Raw genomic sequence first — 14,947 nt, 5'->3', positions numbered from 1 at the left:
AATTGAACGTCAGATTGCCGCTTAGGGGCGTTTGCAGCGTCGAGCAGTTACGCGGTTTGGTAAAACCGCGTAACTACAGAGCCTCGAGTGCGTTGGCGATGCGCTTCATGGCGGCATCGGCGGATGCTTGGTCGGGCGCCTCGGCCAGCACGCGGATAACCGACTCGGTTCCGCTCTTGCGTACGAGCACGCGGCCCTCGCCTGCCAGCGCAGCCTCGGCCTCGGCGATGGCGTTCTGCACGCCCATGTTCTCGAGCGCGGCGTCCTTGTCCGCCACGCGCACGGCCACCTGCGCCTGCGGCAGCAGCTTGCACGGAGCCGTGAGCTGCGAGAGCGTCTCGCGCTCGGCGCGGATCACTTCCATCACGCGCAGCGAGGTCATAATGCCGTCGCCCGTGCGCTCGATATCGCCAAAGATCGTATGGCCCGTCTGCTCGCCGCCTAGGCTGTAACCGCCCTCGCGCATCTTGGCATACACGTGACGGTCGCCCACACCGCTGGTCACGGCACTTAGGCCGGCAAGCTCCAACGACTTGATCAGGCCAAAGTTGCTGGCAATCGTCGGAACCACGGTACCGCCCGAAAGGCGACCGTGCTTGTTCAGGTACACGCCGCACACGTACAGGATCTGGTCGCCATCGACCACGCGGCCGCGCTCGTCCACGGCCAGGCAGCGGTCGGCATCGCCGTCGTAGGCAAAGCCCACGTCCAGGCCCTGCTCCACCACGTGGCGCTGCAGACGCTCCATATGCGTGGAGCCGCAGTCGACGTTGATGTTAAAACCATCAGGCGCGGCATTGATCACGCGCACGTCGGCGCCCAGCGCGTCGAACACCGGCTTGGCCACCGAGGACGCCGAGCCGTTGGCGCAGTCGATGCCGATCTTGACGCCCTGTAACGAAAAGTTCGCGCTGGCGATGAGCGAGGCAATGTAGCGGTTGCGGCCCTGCATGTAGTCCACCGTGGCGCCGATGTGGTTGCCCGTGGCCAGCGGCACCTCGCTCTTGCCATCGACGTAGTCCTCGATGAGCTCCAGTACGTCCTCGTCCATCTTAAAACCGTCGCTATTGACGAGCTTAATGCCGTTATCGCAAAACGGGTTGTGGCTCGCGCTGATCATGATGCCGCAATCGAAGCAGCCTTCCACGGTCTGATGCGCTACGCCCGGCGTGGGGATCACGTGCAGCATATAGGCGTCCGCGCCGCTCGCGACCAAGCCGCTCACCAGCGCCGCCTCAAACATATAACTCGAGCGACGCGTGTCCTTACCCACGATGACGCGCGCCTTGCGCTCGCGGTTGGCGCCGTAATACCAGCCCACAAAACGGCCAATCTTATAAGCGTGCTCTACCGTCAGCCCAACGTTAGCCTCACCGCGAAAGCCGTCGGTGCCAAAGTACTTCATGCGCTCTCCTTACAAAATAGGGGCGAACAGATTGCCTGTCCGCCCCAAAATGGTACTCGATTATCTGCGCTACCAGAAAAACCCTACGCCGACGCGCTGTCGCGAGCCGCCTGGCATGTAGGAGTCTGACGCAGCGTAAGCGGCTTGTCCCCCGCCTCGGCTGACGTGGTCAGCGTATATGTGATCGTCGTCGTCTCGCCAGCATGCAGGTCAACGGTGCCCGAATAGAAGGGGATTCCATGCCACGTAGCGGCGCCAAGACCAAACTGGGTGCCCTCGACGGTCAGATCAGTAATGTTGCCGCCCGTCGGGGCAAACAACGAGACATTCAGACGCTCGTCGTCGCGCGCGGCATCGGGCGCGCTCGCCGCGACGTAGTCGGGCAGCTTGCCGGCCTCCTCCTGCGTCATGATGTTCGTCAGGGTAACGGCGATGCGATACGAGCATGTGCCGTCACCGTTCTTGATGCCCTGGCCAATCTGCGTATCGGCATTCAGGTACCAGTCGAGCTTGGAGAAGCTCAGGTTGTTAAAGTAGACACCAGCAACGGGATCTTCACTCGGGTCATCCGGATCGGGCAGCGAGGCGTCGATGTTTATCTCCTTGATAGCGTTCTGCTCGTCATCGTTTTTCATCCACGCGATCAGGCGGCCCTCTTCGGCACCGCGCTCAACGGCGCTGACAAGCTTCGTAACATCGACATCGCCGATACCGCCAAGGATCTTGTCGAAGGCAGCGCTGGCGACGGATGCAAAGATGCCGTCCGACTCCTCGACCGGATAGTTCCAGTACACATCGTGCATGAGGACCTTTGCGGCGTTGGTGCCGTCGACAACCGTTCCGTCGGGCAGCGACACGTTACCGACCAGGCCCAGCAGATACTGCAGGAACACCGGGTCGATACCAATGACGCCATCGACGTCCTGGCCATATTGAGATTTCCACAGGGCTGCGACACGCTGCGAGTTGCGGGGCCAATCAGGCGAATAGGTATTGCCCGAGTTGTACAGGTTACTGTGGTTGCCGAACAGCGCCTCATCCTCTTCGTCGACGCTCTCGACTGCCTCATCCTCGCTGAGTCCAATGCGGGGAACAAACTCGCCAATCGACATCTGGCCGTCGGTGACCGAAATCAGGCCCTGCGAACCGCCAAAGCCGCCGCAGGCACGAATCTCGACGTTGTTCATGGCATACACAAGGTAGTTGCGCGTCTGGCCGTTGGCGCCGAGCATCTGGGGAAGGACGGGGGCGACCTTCTCCGCCGCGTCAACCGCGCCGTTGAGGGTGGCAAAGCCGTCCTTGGCCTTATCGACCAGCTCGGTCACCTGGGAAATATGAGTATCGCCAATGCCCTGGATCTTCTCGTTGGCGCTCTTGAACACCTTCGAGCTGCTGGAAAGCGAATCGGCGACCGCCTGCAGCGCGGACACGTTAATCATGCCGTCCTGAAACAGCTTGCCGGGCGTGGCCTGCGAAAGGTTATCGGCCATGGGAACCAGCGCATTGCTCGAGACATCGGACAGGGCGTCGATCATGGTGCGGGCCGCATTGATGTCGCTGCCATACACCGGGATAAACGAAGCCGCCGTCCACAGCGGGCTCGAGGTCTCCGCCTTCATGCTGTCGCAAAGCTCATCAATCTTCTTCGCGTCGTCAGGCAGCGTCGAAAAATCGCCCGACGTGACCTTGTCCTTAAGGCCACCGACAATCTCGACGGCCTCCTTCGCTTCACTCTTTACGGTCTTTGCCGAGTTAAGCAGCATAAAGCCGCTTGCGCCAAGCGCAACGAGAAGCACCGCGACTACAGCGGCAATAATGGCACCGGTGTGACGCTTTTTGCGTTCGCCCTTGCGATGGCGATGACGGACCAGACCGTCAGAGGTCGAACTCGACGAAGCGTCGCTACCGTAGTTCAAGCCAAAATCGTAATAATCTTCCTTGGAACCCGAGCCCGCAAACTCGGCACCGCTATCATCCAGGCGGGCGAACGTGCCAGTCTCGGAGGCACCGGTGTAAATCGTGCCAAGGTTACCCGTAAGCCCCGCGCCACCGGCAGAGGGAGTATTGTTGGCGGCCTTGCCGGCATTAACGTTGCCGGCGGCATTTGCGGCGTTGGTAGCACCTGCGTTGTTCGCAGGTACCGAAGGAGCCCCGCTCGGCTGCGACGCGGAGGTTGCACCGTCCGCAAAGACATTCCCTCTTGCACGGCCGGTCTTTTTTGCCTTTTGTGACTGCTCGTACAGAGCGGTAAACATCGCCGTCTCGCCCGGGGACACGCGCTTACCGGAACCGCCCTGTCCAGCGCCGCCCGGCGTGCCGGCCTTACCAGCCCCGTTCGGACGCGGCGGAACTGCAGGACGGCCGCTATCGCTGCCCTTAAAGTGATTACCAGCCATAAAGAAATCCTCGCAATTGAGTCGCAATGAAAAAGTCCATAACGTTACTAGTCTATGGCATTTTGAGCATCGACAGCTAAACTCCAGACACGGACATCAATTGGCGAAAATGCGGCACAACACCTTTTCTGTCTTGGCGGCGGCGCCAGCTACACCGTGAGGAACATCATCACGATGATCATGGAAAAGCCGATAAGGTCGGTCGGCAAAAACACCGTGCCCAGCATAACGGCGCTGGTGATGGTCGCCGAAACCGGCTCCACAGTTCCGATGAGGCTCGCACGCACCGAGCCGATGTCCTTAACGCCCTGCATATAGAGCATGTAAGCAAAAAACGAGCCGATAACCACGAATACCGCGAGCGCCTCGACGCCGGCAGCGTCGAGTGCCGGCATATGCGCCCAAGGCTGCACGAAGACGCACGAGACCACGCCCGCCGTGAGCATTGCCGAGCCCGTGACGATGGGGCTGCCGTATTCGGGCAGGATCTTGGCGGGAATCACCGCCATACACGTGGCGCTGACCGCACACATAAGGCCTGCGACCAGGCCAAGCGGCGATATGCTCAGACTGGTAGGGTCGCCGCCGGTAGCGATTAAAAAGGTGCCGCCCAGGGCCAACCCAATGCCAACGGCCTCACGCACGCGAGGCATGCGATGGTCGATCACGCAGGTGTAGCCCATAATGATGACCAGTTGCAGGCACTGGAGCACCGTCGCGGTTCCGGCGTTCGTCAGGCGCACGGCCGAAAGATAGCAAAACTGGTTGAACAGCAGACCAAAGGCGGTAAAGAGCAGCAGCTGCTTGCGATCGGCGGGTGTGGTCCAGAGCTTAATCAGGCGCTCGCGGTCGCGCGTAACAACCACGGCCATAAAGAGTAGACCGGCGAGAATCTGACGCACGCTCATAAGCCACAAGGTGTCGACGTGGTAGGTATCGAACAGAAAGCTCGCGCTGGTGCCCGAGAAGCCCCAAAACGAACCGCCCACCAGCGTAGCCAAGACGCCCGTGATCATCTTGCGCGTCGAAGCGCTGTTCAGGCGCTCGCGCCAAGCGCGGCGGGTGCTACGGCTGAGCTCATCGGTGCCCTCGGGCACATCAATGTTCGATATATCGGTCATCGGCACCGAAGCCCCTGCGCCTTCGACCTGCTCGACACGCTCTTTGCTCATTCCATTCCCTCGAAGCAGCCTGGAAACAATTCGGCTTACCTTACCACGGCGAAGGCACCAGCTGGAGGCTTGTCCGCTTATCGGTAGGACAATTCCGCAGACGTCTTTCCATAGCTCGATACCGCAATGGCCTTGCATTATGCGACAGTCAAATCGCGGCAGCAGGCTCTTTTGAAATGGATATGACAAAGCCCCCGAATTCCACAATGTAAGCGATTTTTAAAAATGTTCTTGCCACCGAGTTCAGGCTCCGTTATATTATCCCTTGCGCGCTTGCGCACCCTTGATCGGGCGTTTAGCTCAGGGGGAGAGCGCTTCCCTGACACGGAAGAGGTCAGAAGTTCAAATCTTCTAACGCCCACCATATGTTCGCAGCTCAGAGACTATGTCCTCTGGGCTGTTTTGTTTTATGTCGCCAAATCCGCTGGCAGTTCCAACCGTCATCGCAACGTAGCATCAATTCACCTGACGAATGGCTGCCAAACAAATTCAATACCCCAACATCAACAATAGCCAGGCACAAAACTGCGCCGCAAGCTGCTCCAACCGCCCAACTGGCCAAAAGCCGACCATCTACTTGCCGATCTATCCATCGGCATAACCAATCAGTCCGCACCGCAACTTCTAAGCAAAACGCCGCGATGTCTGCGCCCTGCGGTATCCTTGAGCCACTTGCACCTGCAGCACCAAGGAGCCGCCATGCGCACCGAGCTCGATGTCCCCTTTTCGCACAAAGAAGAAGCCAAGGCGCTGGGCGCCAAATGGGACCGGACCAAGAAGATCTGGTATGTACCCAGCGGCGTCAACCCCGAGCCCTTTGCCGAGTGGCTGCCCGGTGTTGACCGATCCGACCCCTCAGCGCCGTATATATATCTAGTACTGGGCAAGCGCGAGTGCTGGAAGTGTCACAAAGAGACCTCGGTCGCGGCCTTCGGCATTCCCTATCGAACCGATAACGACCAGAGCATCGCCATCGCGCACGCGCCCAACAAGGCCGGGCACATTGCCATCGACACGGCCAACGCCAACGCACTCGCCATCGTGCCCGCTCTTGGCTGCGCGCCGGGCGAGATCCGCGACTACCTTCATAAGCGCTGCGGCTACAAGCCCGTAGGCGCGCGAGCCTCCAAAACCCCGTCGCTCGGCAACACGTGCACCAGTTGCGACGCGCTGCAAGGCAGCCGCTATCTGTTCGAGGAGCCCTCGTCCCCGTTTGCCCTCACTGCCATCAACAAGCTGCCGGCACTGGAGTTTGTGCGCGTCGAAGTTGCCGGCGTTTTTGGCGTCCCGACCACGCGCACCGACTTTGACCAGGCGCTCTTTACCTGGGCACGCGACCATCACGCCGAGTTCCACAAGCAGCTCGGTGAGGGGGTTTATTTATAGGGACAGAGATGTCTTCACAGCCAGCTCCTCCGCGTCACCTATCCCTCGTCGCCGGCGTCATACACGATATCGAGGCCACAAACAGGGCATTTCTCCTGATACACCGGCATATGAACGCCTGTCCGTTTTCTCACTTCGTCGCTAAGTCTGTCGCACGCATCGATGAACCGAATGTCGAGGCACGGTATTTGCGAGCCGCAGCAAGGACAGGCGACGACAAACGACCCGCAATCAACTTCTACGCTCGGAAACATTTTGTTGTCTATAAGGGCGCACGGCAGTTTTCCGTACTTCCCCATCGCAATATCGCCTCGCCAGCTCACGTTCGCTCCCCTCTCGCTATACAAATCAGGAAGAGCATGCACCGGCAGGCGTGCGCGAGATTGCATCGCCACGCGATCCGATCAAACAGCACGATCGTAAAAGACCGCCAAAGCCAAATTTCATCGTCGGTCGCACCCTGTCCGGCAAACTCAATATCGACGGGTATGTGCTTCAGATAACTCATGTCGGGCGCAAAACGAGGGTCCGGTCCGCCTTTATGAACAGGACCGTGCAGAACAAACCATCCGTTTTCGGGCTCGGACCGCTCAACAAACGCAAGGCCGAGCACCTTATAGCCCACCTCGGTTGCAAATATGACTCCGACTGGGACGTCACATTCCATGCAGTTGAGCATTTTACGGTTGTAATTCTGGTCTCGAAAACCAACGGTACCCGACGCTTGAACCGAGTACTTAATGACCCACGTACCATCGTCCAAATAGAGCGGAGGCACATTGTTGATGCTCTCGGTTTGCCGCTGGCGCGCTTGTACCCCGCTACCCCACTCCCCTGTATACTGATGTAGCACGTGTTTCATCCGGGCTTGTTGGACCGGGTCGTTCATGGGAGGGTCTTATGGCTGCTTCGAATCCGCCTAAGGGGAGCGTTTCTTCTTCGTCCATCAAGCCGGTTACGCGCAAGGCCGTGCGTTGCCAGCGCGAGGTCGCTTGGCTTGTCACGCAGGCGGCGGGCAGGCTTGTGGCGAGCACGGAGGACGTCAATGCTCCCACACCGAGCTTTGTGCTGGCAGCGGCGCTTGATCGAGTACGCCAGCTGGAATTCGCCGCGCAAGAAGACGGCAGCCACCTTGACTACCAGAACGCCATGGCGCCCGACCTGCAAACGTTCTGCCACATGGCCAAGTTGCCCGCCGCGCCCAATGCGCTTTCGGACGCAGGCTACATGTTTACGCTTTCGGGCGCGGACCTTATCCGCGACATCTACGCATACTGCAGCGAGCTCGCCGAGCGCAGCGTCTTTGGCACGGCAGAAATCAAACCGGGATATGTCATCAAGCTGGTTCTTAGGCTGTTCTTGATGGACGGGTTCGGGGCCATGCCGGCGTAAGCCGAGTCTTTAGCATCACCGTCGACTGGGCAACAACCGCTTTACCTTAGTGGGCGCCAATCGAGGGTCGATTATTGGGTCGCCTCGTCCACTAACGCATTTATTCCACGCGCTCTGACAGTCTATATTTGCGGTTGCGGCTTGTCGACGGCGCCGTCGGCTCAAGCTCACCCTGCTCAATGAGCGCATTGACGCGTGCCCTAACCTGGGAAACCGTGAGTCCCGTGCGCTCCGCCAGTTCGCGCGTCCCCAATTCGCCGTAGCGCTTGAGTGCCGTCATAATCAAGTCCCCGCCATGATCGACCGGCTCGATCTTTGGACGGTAAAGTACGACCTTGAACCGATCGAACCCCGGGCAGAACAGGGGCTCGGCCAGACCATGCGCGCGCATGGCATCGATCATCATCGGGATGCCCGAGCCATTGCCCTCAGCCGGCGAACCTGCGCCATCCGGCAGCGGGACAATCGACATGAGTTTCACGAGCGTCGCGTTACGGCATCGGGAGCTGCCGTCAAACAAGTTCTCGCGAGTCTTTCCCCCGTAAAGGCCGCCAGGATTCGTCACCTCGACACGATCGTCAAAGACGTCGACGGCAATCGATTGTCCACAGAACCGATCCCCGTATTCTCGATGGATTACGGCGTTGGCGATTGCCTCGCGCAGAACCTCCTCGGGAATCTCCAGCGAGTCGATACGCGAGACGCCTTGGACGGTCGAGATGCGGCGCAGGTTTTTGGCGACAGCTGCGACGGCATCCGAAATCATCTCGCCTAGGGTGCCCTCGCAGACTGTGCGGTCCATAAACCTTAGTGGCCCCGCAGCTCCCTTTTGAGTTCCCACGTGGACAGCCACATCAATGAAGAGCTTGGGATAGAACTGCTGAGGGTAAACGCCCGCGGCAAGGAGGCCGGCCTTGGTAACATTGCCCTGGAAGTCGAGGAAATTCAGACGCTCCATCTTTGTCTTCTTGTCCGCCGCACCGCGCATCGCTCGAGGCGTCAGCGAATAGGCACGCTCTATCGTGCGGTCGACCATCGACTCGTCGAGATCGCCCACACTCGTACCGGGCACCGCATCGCGATCGCTAGGACTCGTCCGTTCATATGACGACAGTGCCAAAACCTCGGTCGACGAAAGCGGGACATCTTTGTCATCGATGCGTTTGTAGCTGCCACCTTGAGCGCCCCGCTCTATGACATAGCAAGGCTTGCTCGACGGGTCGAGCTCCTCAATCGTGATGACCAGAACCACGGTGCCCTGGAGCTCCACGCGCTCAATGGTGTATTTGGGCGGATTGGCCAGCTTTCCACGACCGCCGGCATCGCCCATGCCCGCCACGAATTGGTTGAGCACTTTCTCGGTCTCAAAGTTTGTAACTGGGACAAAACCCGCGTGCTCGCTCACTCCGAGTACGATGATGCCGCCGGCGGTGTTTGCGAAAGCGCTGACCGTTTCCCATACGTCGCGGGAAAGTGTCGTGGCGCTCTCCTTGACCTCGACGTTAAGATCGTCCGAGCCCATGCGCCTTAAAGACTCGAGCAGACCGGTTAGTTCGTTTTCGTTCATCTGCACGTCCTTTCGCTCGGTTCTGCGAAGAATGCCGCGGATAGATTTCCCTCGTCTCTCAGTTATCTCTCGTAATTATCTCTCATCTTTCTGTTATCTCTCATATTAGAGATGAGTGAGAGATGAAAGATAAGATGTCTGTCATCTGTTTCATTTAAACATGTTGTTGCTGGTAAAACAATCTATATTGAGACAATACCATGGTTGCCCGTCTCTTTGCAGCATTGTTATCTCTCATATTTATCTCTCATCTATCTGTTATCTCTCGTATTAGAGACGAATGAGATATGAGAGTTGTGCGGGCGGCGGATGAGCGTGGATTATGAACGGTCGGATATCGAGAGTGGATATTTGGACGGTTTTTGGGCTTTTGGCGGCCGATTTCGTCCGAAAATCCACGCTCATTCGGCATGCGTCCGGAAATCCACGCTCGTGTGTCCGAAAATCCACGCTCGTGCGGCAGATTGGTCGAAGGCCCCATATGGGTATACTCTCGGGGATTCGACTCGATTCGCCCCCGCTGGGGCGTCAAAGGAGACTGCATATGCCCACCACCTCAACCGACCCGCGCGCCGCTGCCGCCGCGCTGCTAGTGCCCGGCACTACCTGCCACGGCTTTGCCGTCGAGCGCTGCGAGACCGTGCCCGAGCTCGACTCGGACGCCTATGTGCTGCGCCACACCGCCTCGGGCGCTCGCCTGCTGTACCTGGCATGCGATGACGAGAACAAGGCCTTTGCCATTGGCTTTAAGACGCCGCCGGCCGATTCCACCGGCGTGTTCCATATTCTTGAGCACTCGGTACTGTGCGGGTCGGCCAAGTTTCCCGTCAAGGAGCCGTTTGTCGACCTGATCAAGAGCTCCATGCAGACGTTTCTCAACGCCATGACCTACCCCGACAAGACCATCTACCCCGTTGCCACCACCAACGAGCAGGACCTGTACAACCTGATGGACGTGTACCTGGACGCGGTGTTCAACCCGGCCATCTATACCAAGCCCACCATTTTTGAGCAGGAGGGCTGGCACTACGAGCTGGACCTGCCGGAGAGCGCCGAGGGCGAAGGCGACAGCAGCTCCGCGAGCCTGCGCGAGGGCACGCTGCGCTATAACGGCGTGGTGTTCAACGAGATGAAGGGCGCGCTGTCCGACCCCATGAGCGTGCTGGACGACGCCGTCAACGCCGCGCTCTATCCCGACACCGCCTATGCGCACGAAAGCGGCGGCGACCCGCGCGCGATTCCCGCGCTCACCTACGAGCAGTTCCTGGACACGCATGCGCGCCACTACAATCCTTCCAACTCCTACATCACGCTCTACGGCGACCTGGACGTGGACCGCGCACTGGCCTTTTTGGACGAGCGCTATCTGTCGCAGCCGAGTGCCGCAAGCCGCCGCATGGACGCAGCCGTTGCCGCCGGCGAGGACCCGTCCGCGCTGGCGCCCAATCCGCTGGGCGTGCAGGCGCCCGTGACCTGCGAGTACAAACGCATCGAGATGTCCACCACGCCCGAGAACGCCTTGGTGGGCCTGGGCCTTGTGCTGGGCAGCGCGCTCGACCGCAAGCGTACGATCGCGGCGGATATCCTGTTCGAGGCACTGCTGGGTTCTAACGAGGCGCCAGTTAAGAAGGCCATTCTGGCCGCCGGCCTGGGCGGCAACGTGGTGAGCTATACCGCGGCCGAGAGCCTGCAGCCCTACGAGCTCATCATGCTGCAAAACGCGCAGCCCGGCGTGGCGCGCGAGCTGCGTCGCGTGTTCCAGGACGCCTGCCGCGACCTGTGCGAGCACGGCGTTCCGCGCGAGCGCCTGGAAGCTATCATCAGTAGCAACGAATACGACCTGCGCCAGCGCGACTACGGTATCGCTGACGGCGTGGCCATTGCGTGCGACGCGCTGAGCACCTGGCTCTACGATGACGATGCTGCAACGCTGGCGCTCAAGTACGGTCCGGTGTACGAGGAACTGCGCGGCGAGCTGGACGGCAGCTATTTTGAGGACCTGCTGCGCGAGCTCGTGCTGGAAAACGACCACATGGCGCTGGTCGAGCTGGTACCGGTGGATGCCGCCGAGGGTTCGGAGGGCGCCGGAGCCGCCGAGCTGGCAGCCAAACGCGACGCCATGACCGATGCCGAGCTGGCCGACGTGGTCGAGCGCACGGCCGCGCTGCGTGCCGCGCAGGAGGCGGAGGACACGCCCGAGGCCAAGGCCACGCTGCCGCGCCTGCGCGTGTCCGACATTGGCGAGGCGCGCCCCGAGCCGCCGCTGGTCGTAGACACGACCGCGCCCATCCCCTGCCTGCGCCACGGCATCCCTACCAACCGTTTGGCCTACGCCATGCAGTATTTCGACCTGAGCTGCGTCGCGTTTGAGGACCTGCCCTATGTAACGCTGCTCTGCCGCCTGCTCAAGCAGCTGCCCACGAGCGAGCACTCGGCCGAGGAACTCGACAACTTGCTCGCCGGCAAGCTAGGCTTTTTGAGCTTTACGACCGAGGTCATGACCCAGCCCGACGTAAACGGCGCGCACCCCTACCTGCTGGTGAGCGCCGGTGCCCTGTCCGAGAAGATCGGTGCGCTGGCGAGCCTGCCGCGCGAGGTGTGGTCGAGCACGCTTTTGGCAGATGCCGACGCCGACCGCGTGCGCGACGTGCTCACGCAGATTCGCATTGGGCTTGAGCAGGGCTTTATCAACAACGGTCACTCGGCGGCGCTCGGTCGCGCGATGAGCTACAGCTCGCCTTCGGCCGTGGTGCGCGAGCAGCTTTCGGGCGTGGACTTCTACCTGTTCCTGCGCGATCTGCTCGACCACTTTGACGAGCGCCTGGACGACCTGCGCGCCAAGCTTGCCGAGCTGGCAGGCCGCATCTTTGTGGCCGATGGCTGCATGGCGAGCTTTACCGGCAGCGATGAGGACTTTGACGCGTACTGGGATGCCGCGGGCAGCCTGGGGCTGGGTGCGGGTGCGGCGGGCGTTGCCGGCAACGACGTGCTCGTGGTGCCGACGCCGCGCGACCGCCACGAGGCCTTTGTCATCCCCAGCGACATCTGCTTTGCGGCACGCGCGTGCGATCCGCGCCGTCTGGCCATCGACGTAACGGGCGCCTGGGCGGTTGCCGCCAACGCGCTCTCCTACGACTACCTGTGGAACGAGATCCGCGTGAAGGGCGGGGCGTACGGCTGCGGATTCCGCGCGGCAGGTGAGCGTCAGGCGGCGTTCTACACCTACCGCGACCCGGCGATCGATCCTTCGATTGAGCGCGTGGCGCGCGCAGGCGAATGGCTCGGCAGCTTTGAGCCCGACGAAGCCGCCTTTGAGGGCTTTATCGTGAGCTGCGTGAGCGGCATGGACGCGCCGGTGAAGCCGTACGCGCTCACCAAGCGCCGCAACACGACCTACCTGGCCGGGCTCGATCCGCATGCGCGCGAGGAGCGTCGCGCCCAGATGCTCGCCGCCACGCCCGGTGAGCTGCGCTCGCTCGGCACCGACGTGACGCGCATCGCAGCCGAGTCGCCCACCTGCGTCTTTGGCGGCCGCGACGTCATCGCAAAGAGCAACGCCGGCTTTAACGTCATCGACCTGCTGAGCTAGCCACAGCAAGCAAAACCACCACAAAGGGGACAGGCACCTTTGTGGTGGTTTCGACATTTGCCCAGATAAAACCTGCCAAAATAAACCTGTCCCTTTTTGGTAGGTTTGGGAGAGGGGGCTGGAATGGATAAGGCTGAGTTGCGGCGGGCGGTGATTGCTCGGCGCGATGCTCTTGATTTGGACTTGCGGGCAGCGAAGTCTGCTGATATCTGTGCACGGCTGGTTGAGCTGCTGGGCCGCTTGGATGCCGCGGCGCCGCGCACCGTTGCCGTCTATGCCGCGATGGGTTCCGAGGCAGACCCTGCCGCGTTTGCCGCTGCGGCCGCCGCGCGCGGCTGGCGCGCAGCCTATCCGTGCATGCTCTCGGCAGCCGAAGCCGCAGCTTGTGGCCAGCGTATGTGCATGCGGGCAGTTGCCGCCGACGATGCGTCCGCGGCTCCGTTTATCACTCATCCCACGCGAGCCTTCGCTGCCGCGGACATCGGCAGCAACCGCTTCCCCATCGTGCCTGCCGAAGCACTCGACATGATTGTTGTGCCGCTCGTGGCCTTCGACCAAACCGGCGCGCGCCTGGGCTACGGCGGCGGCTGCTACGACCGTTACCTGTCCATGCTCTCGCCCGCATGTCAAATCGTCGGCATCGCCTTTGACGAACAGCGCATCGACCACGTCCCCACCGACGTCCACGACCTGCCGCTGCCCAACATCGTCAGCGCCTAAATGTCGTTGTATCGCACCCGCAAGATAAGCGTGGAAAATCTCCCACTTTGGGACTGTTCGGGGGCAAAAAACGGGAGATTATCCACGCTCATTATTCAAACGTCCGATAATCCACGCTCGTATGTCTGAAAATCCACGCTCAACCAATACGCGTCCAGATTTCCGCGCTCGTGTGTCCGATTATCCACGCTCGTGCAGCCTAACGTCCTGTAACCGTCTCAGCAGGCACGCGGCACGCCGGCAACCTTGAGCTTGCGATCGAGCTTTGTCGGGTCCCTTAGATCATCCCAGCACAAGCGCACAATCTTACAGTTATCGAGCATCGAAAGCCTCGACTCGCGCTGGCGCTCGTCAAATTGCGCCTTTGCGAGCTTGCCCTCCTCCGCCGCCTTCTCGCTTTTAACGAATCCGTCGAACTCCCCAATAATCAACCGGTCACCCACGCGCCACAGATAGTCAACGCGATACGGCTTTCCCGGCTCAACCGGGTCGAACAGCTCAACTTGCAGCTCCGGAACCTGCCAGCCGCGCTCGATCATCAGCGCACGCGCCTTGGACTCGCCGCCGCTTTCCGACAAGCCGTCGGCACACCGCGCAACCCTGCGCGCCGTCACAACACCGCGACGATTCAAACCAAGCTTGTTGACTGCCTCAACAAGGTGCTCCTTCGACAAAAGCTGCTCATGGAGCGCCGAGTCCGCAATGATCAGCCCCTCGACAAACGACGCGTCGACCAGGCAATCCGTAATCGTTTGATCGATATCGGTCATGGCAATATCCATTTGACTGGCCCGCGTTCGATAAGCATAACGATGGCGAATGACCTGAGAGCCCGGCGTCGTCGATTGCGCCGGCATCGCGGCGATATGGATGTGCGTCAAATTGGCATGCGAAACCGAAAGACCATAGATAACAGCCGCCGTATAGGAGCAAAACGTCCAGTCGGGGTGCTTTTGCGCAAGCGCCCGCACCCGATGCAGATAACGTTGCCGAAACTTGAGCTCGGACCAGTATTCCGGACGCGCATACAACCCCGGCATGACCACCTCGAGACTTCCCGCCACCACCCGCCGCTCAATCTGCTTTGCCTCCGCCGTCGTGCGCGCGTACACGCAGCTCATCTGCTGCTCGCAAGCTTTAATGTGGCTTGTGAGTCTTTGATTCGCCGTCATGTTTGCCATGTCGCCTCCCAACTCTTGGAACGGCGCCAACGTACCAGGCGGTTTCATGCGAAGTCTGACCAAATGCCAACCAAAAGCTGACCAAATGCTTGACGGTTTTGAACGCTTTAGGTTAATGGCTTATATCTGCAGGTAGAAC

General features: G+C 60.4%; 10 protein-coding genes and 1 tRNA gene. 5 read left to right on the top strand and 6 right to left on the bottom strand.

Going from position 1 to position 14,947, the window contains the following annotated elements; all coding sequences use genetic code 11:
• Positions 1-73: 73 nt before the first annotated feature.
• From glmM to DWW73_RS03840, 3 genes are all read right to left on the bottom strand, one after another.
• Complete coding sequence (glmM, locus tag DWW73_RS03850; protein ID WP_117637400.1) at positions 74-1,405, bottom strand: phosphoglucosamine mutase; 1,332 nt, start codon at positions 1,403-1,405, stop codon at positions 74-76.
• A gap of 83 nt (positions 1,406-1,488) precedes the next feature.
• Positions 1,489-3,801, bottom strand: a complete 2,313-nt coding sequence (locus tag DWW73_RS03845) for a DUF4012 domain-containing protein (protein WP_117778805.1) — start codon at positions 3,799-3,801, stop codon at positions 1,489-1,491.
• A 149-nt stretch (positions 3,802-3,950) separates the two neighbouring features.
• The gene (locus DWW73_RS03840; RefSeq protein WP_199413459.1) at positions 3,951-4,973 is read right to left on the bottom strand and encodes a DMT family transporter; all 1,023 of its coding nucleotides are present in this window, start codon (positions 4,971-4,973) and stop codon (positions 3,951-3,953) included.
• A gap of 289 nt (positions 4,974-5,262) precedes the next feature.
• Between DWW73_RS03840 and DWW73_RS03835 the strand changes: the two genes are divergently transcribed.
• Together DWW73_RS03835 and DWW73_RS03830 are read left to right on the top strand one after the other, a co-directional pair.
• Positions 5,263-5,337: transfer RNA gene (locus DWW73_RS03835), tRNA-Val, on the top strand.
• 335 nt (positions 5,338-5,672) lie between these two features.
• Entirely contained in the window at positions 5,673-6,359 is a 687-nt protein-coding gene (locus tag DWW73_RS03830) for a DUF5710 domain-containing protein (RefSeq protein WP_117778804.1), read from the top strand.
• Positions 6,360-6,678: 319 nt separating this feature from the next.
• Here DWW73_RS03830 and DWW73_RS03820 read toward each other — a convergent pair whose 3' ends face one another.
• On the bottom strand, positions 6,679-7,248 hold the full coding sequence (locus DWW73_RS03820; protein WP_117778803.1) for a hypothetical protein: 570 nt from the start codon (positions 7,246-7,248) through the stop codon (positions 6,679-6,681).
• 11 nt (positions 7,249-7,259) lie between these two features.
• Between DWW73_RS03820 and DWW73_RS03815 the strand changes: the two genes are divergently transcribed.
• Positions 7,260-7,751, top strand: a complete 492-nt coding sequence (locus DWW73_RS03815) for a hypothetical protein (protein ID WP_117648206.1) — start codon at positions 7,260-7,262, stop codon at positions 7,749-7,751.
• 100 nt (positions 7,752-7,851) lie between these two features.
• Here the strand turns inward: DWW73_RS03815 and DWW73_RS03810 are convergent, their stop codons facing one another.
• Positions 7,852-9,318: an ATP-binding protein gene (locus DWW73_RS03810; RefSeq protein WP_117778802.1), complete on the bottom strand. Its 1,467-nt coding sequence runs from the start codon at positions 9,316-9,318 to the stop codon at positions 7,852-7,854.
• 544 nt (positions 9,319-9,862) lie between these two features.
• On the opposite strand from DWW73_RS03810, the gene DWW73_RS03805 reads away from it, so the two are divergent.
• Both DWW73_RS03805 and DWW73_RS03800 read left to right on the top strand, forming a co-directional pair.
• The gene (locus DWW73_RS03805; protein WP_117778801.1) at positions 9,863-12,907 is read left to right on the top strand and encodes an insulinase family protein; all 3,045 of its coding nucleotides are present in this window, start codon (positions 9,863-9,865) and stop codon (positions 12,905-12,907) included.
• Positions 12,908-13,030: 123 nt separating this feature from the next.
• A complete protein-coding gene (locus tag DWW73_RS03800; protein ID WP_055250581.1) occupies positions 13,031-13,627 on the top strand; it encodes a 5-formyltetrahydrofolate cyclo-ligase in 597 nt (198 codons plus the stop codon).
• A gap of 218 nt (positions 13,628-13,845) precedes the next feature.
• Here the strand turns inward: DWW73_RS03800 and DWW73_RS03795 are convergent, their stop codons facing one another.
• Positions 13,846-14,808 carry a hypothetical protein gene (locus tag DWW73_RS03795; protein WP_117778800.1) on the bottom strand — a complete coding sequence of 321 codons (963 nt, stop codon included), beginning with the start codon at positions 14,806-14,808 and terminating at the stop codon, positions 13,846-13,848.
• Positions 14,809-14,947 lie beyond the last annotated feature (139 nt).

It is taken from the genome of Collinsella sp. AF16-8 (assembly GCF_003462695.1).
In the GTDB taxonomy this organism is placed as follows: domain Bacteria; phylum Actinomycetota; class Coriobacteriia; order Coriobacteriales; family Coriobacteriaceae; genus Collinsella.
This window is presented reverse-complemented; position numbering and strand designations above follow the sequence as displayed.

What these genes read in the sequence shown, in the direction of transcription:
- glmM (WP_117637400.1), bottom strand. Translation starts at nt 1,405, where the DNA reads ATGAAGTACTTTGGCACCGACGGCTTTCGCGGTGAGGCTAACGTTGGG.
- DWW73_RS03845 (WP_117778805.1), bottom strand. Translation starts at nt 3,801, where the DNA reads ATGGCTGGTAATCACTTTAAGGGCAGCGATAGCGGCCGTCCTGCAGTT.
- DWW73_RS03840 (WP_199413459.1), bottom strand. Translation starts at nt 4,973, where the DNA reads ATGAGCAAAGAGCGTGTCGAGCAGGTCGAAGGCGCAGGGGCTTCGGTG.
- DWW73_RS03830 (WP_117778804.1), top strand. Translation starts at nt 5,673, where the DNA reads ATGCGCACCGAGCTCGATGTCCCCTTTTCGCACAAAGAAGAAGCCAAG.
- DWW73_RS03820 (WP_117778803.1), bottom strand. Translation starts at nt 7,248, where the DNA reads ATGAACGACCCGGTCCAACAAGCCCGGATGAAACACGTGCTACATCAG.
- DWW73_RS03815 (WP_117648206.1), top strand. Translation starts at nt 7,260, where the DNA reads ATGGCTGCTTCGAATCCGCCTAAGGGGAGCGTTTCTTCTTCGTCCATC.
- DWW73_RS03810 (WP_117778802.1), bottom strand. Translation starts at nt 9,318, where the DNA reads ATGAACGAAAACGAACTAACCGGTCTGCTCGAGTCTTTAAGGCGCATG.
- DWW73_RS03805 (WP_117778801.1), top strand. Translation starts at nt 9,863, where the DNA reads ATGCCCACCACCTCAACCGACCCGCGCGCCGCTGCCGCCGCGCTGCTA.
- DWW73_RS03800 (WP_055250581.1), top strand. Translation starts at nt 13,031, where the DNA reads ATGGATAAGGCTGAGTTGCGGCGGGCGGTGATTGCTCGGCGCGATGCT.
- DWW73_RS03795 (WP_117778800.1), bottom strand. Translation starts at nt 14,808, where the DNA reads ATGGCAAACATGACGGCGAATCAAAGACTCACAAGCCACATTAAAGCT.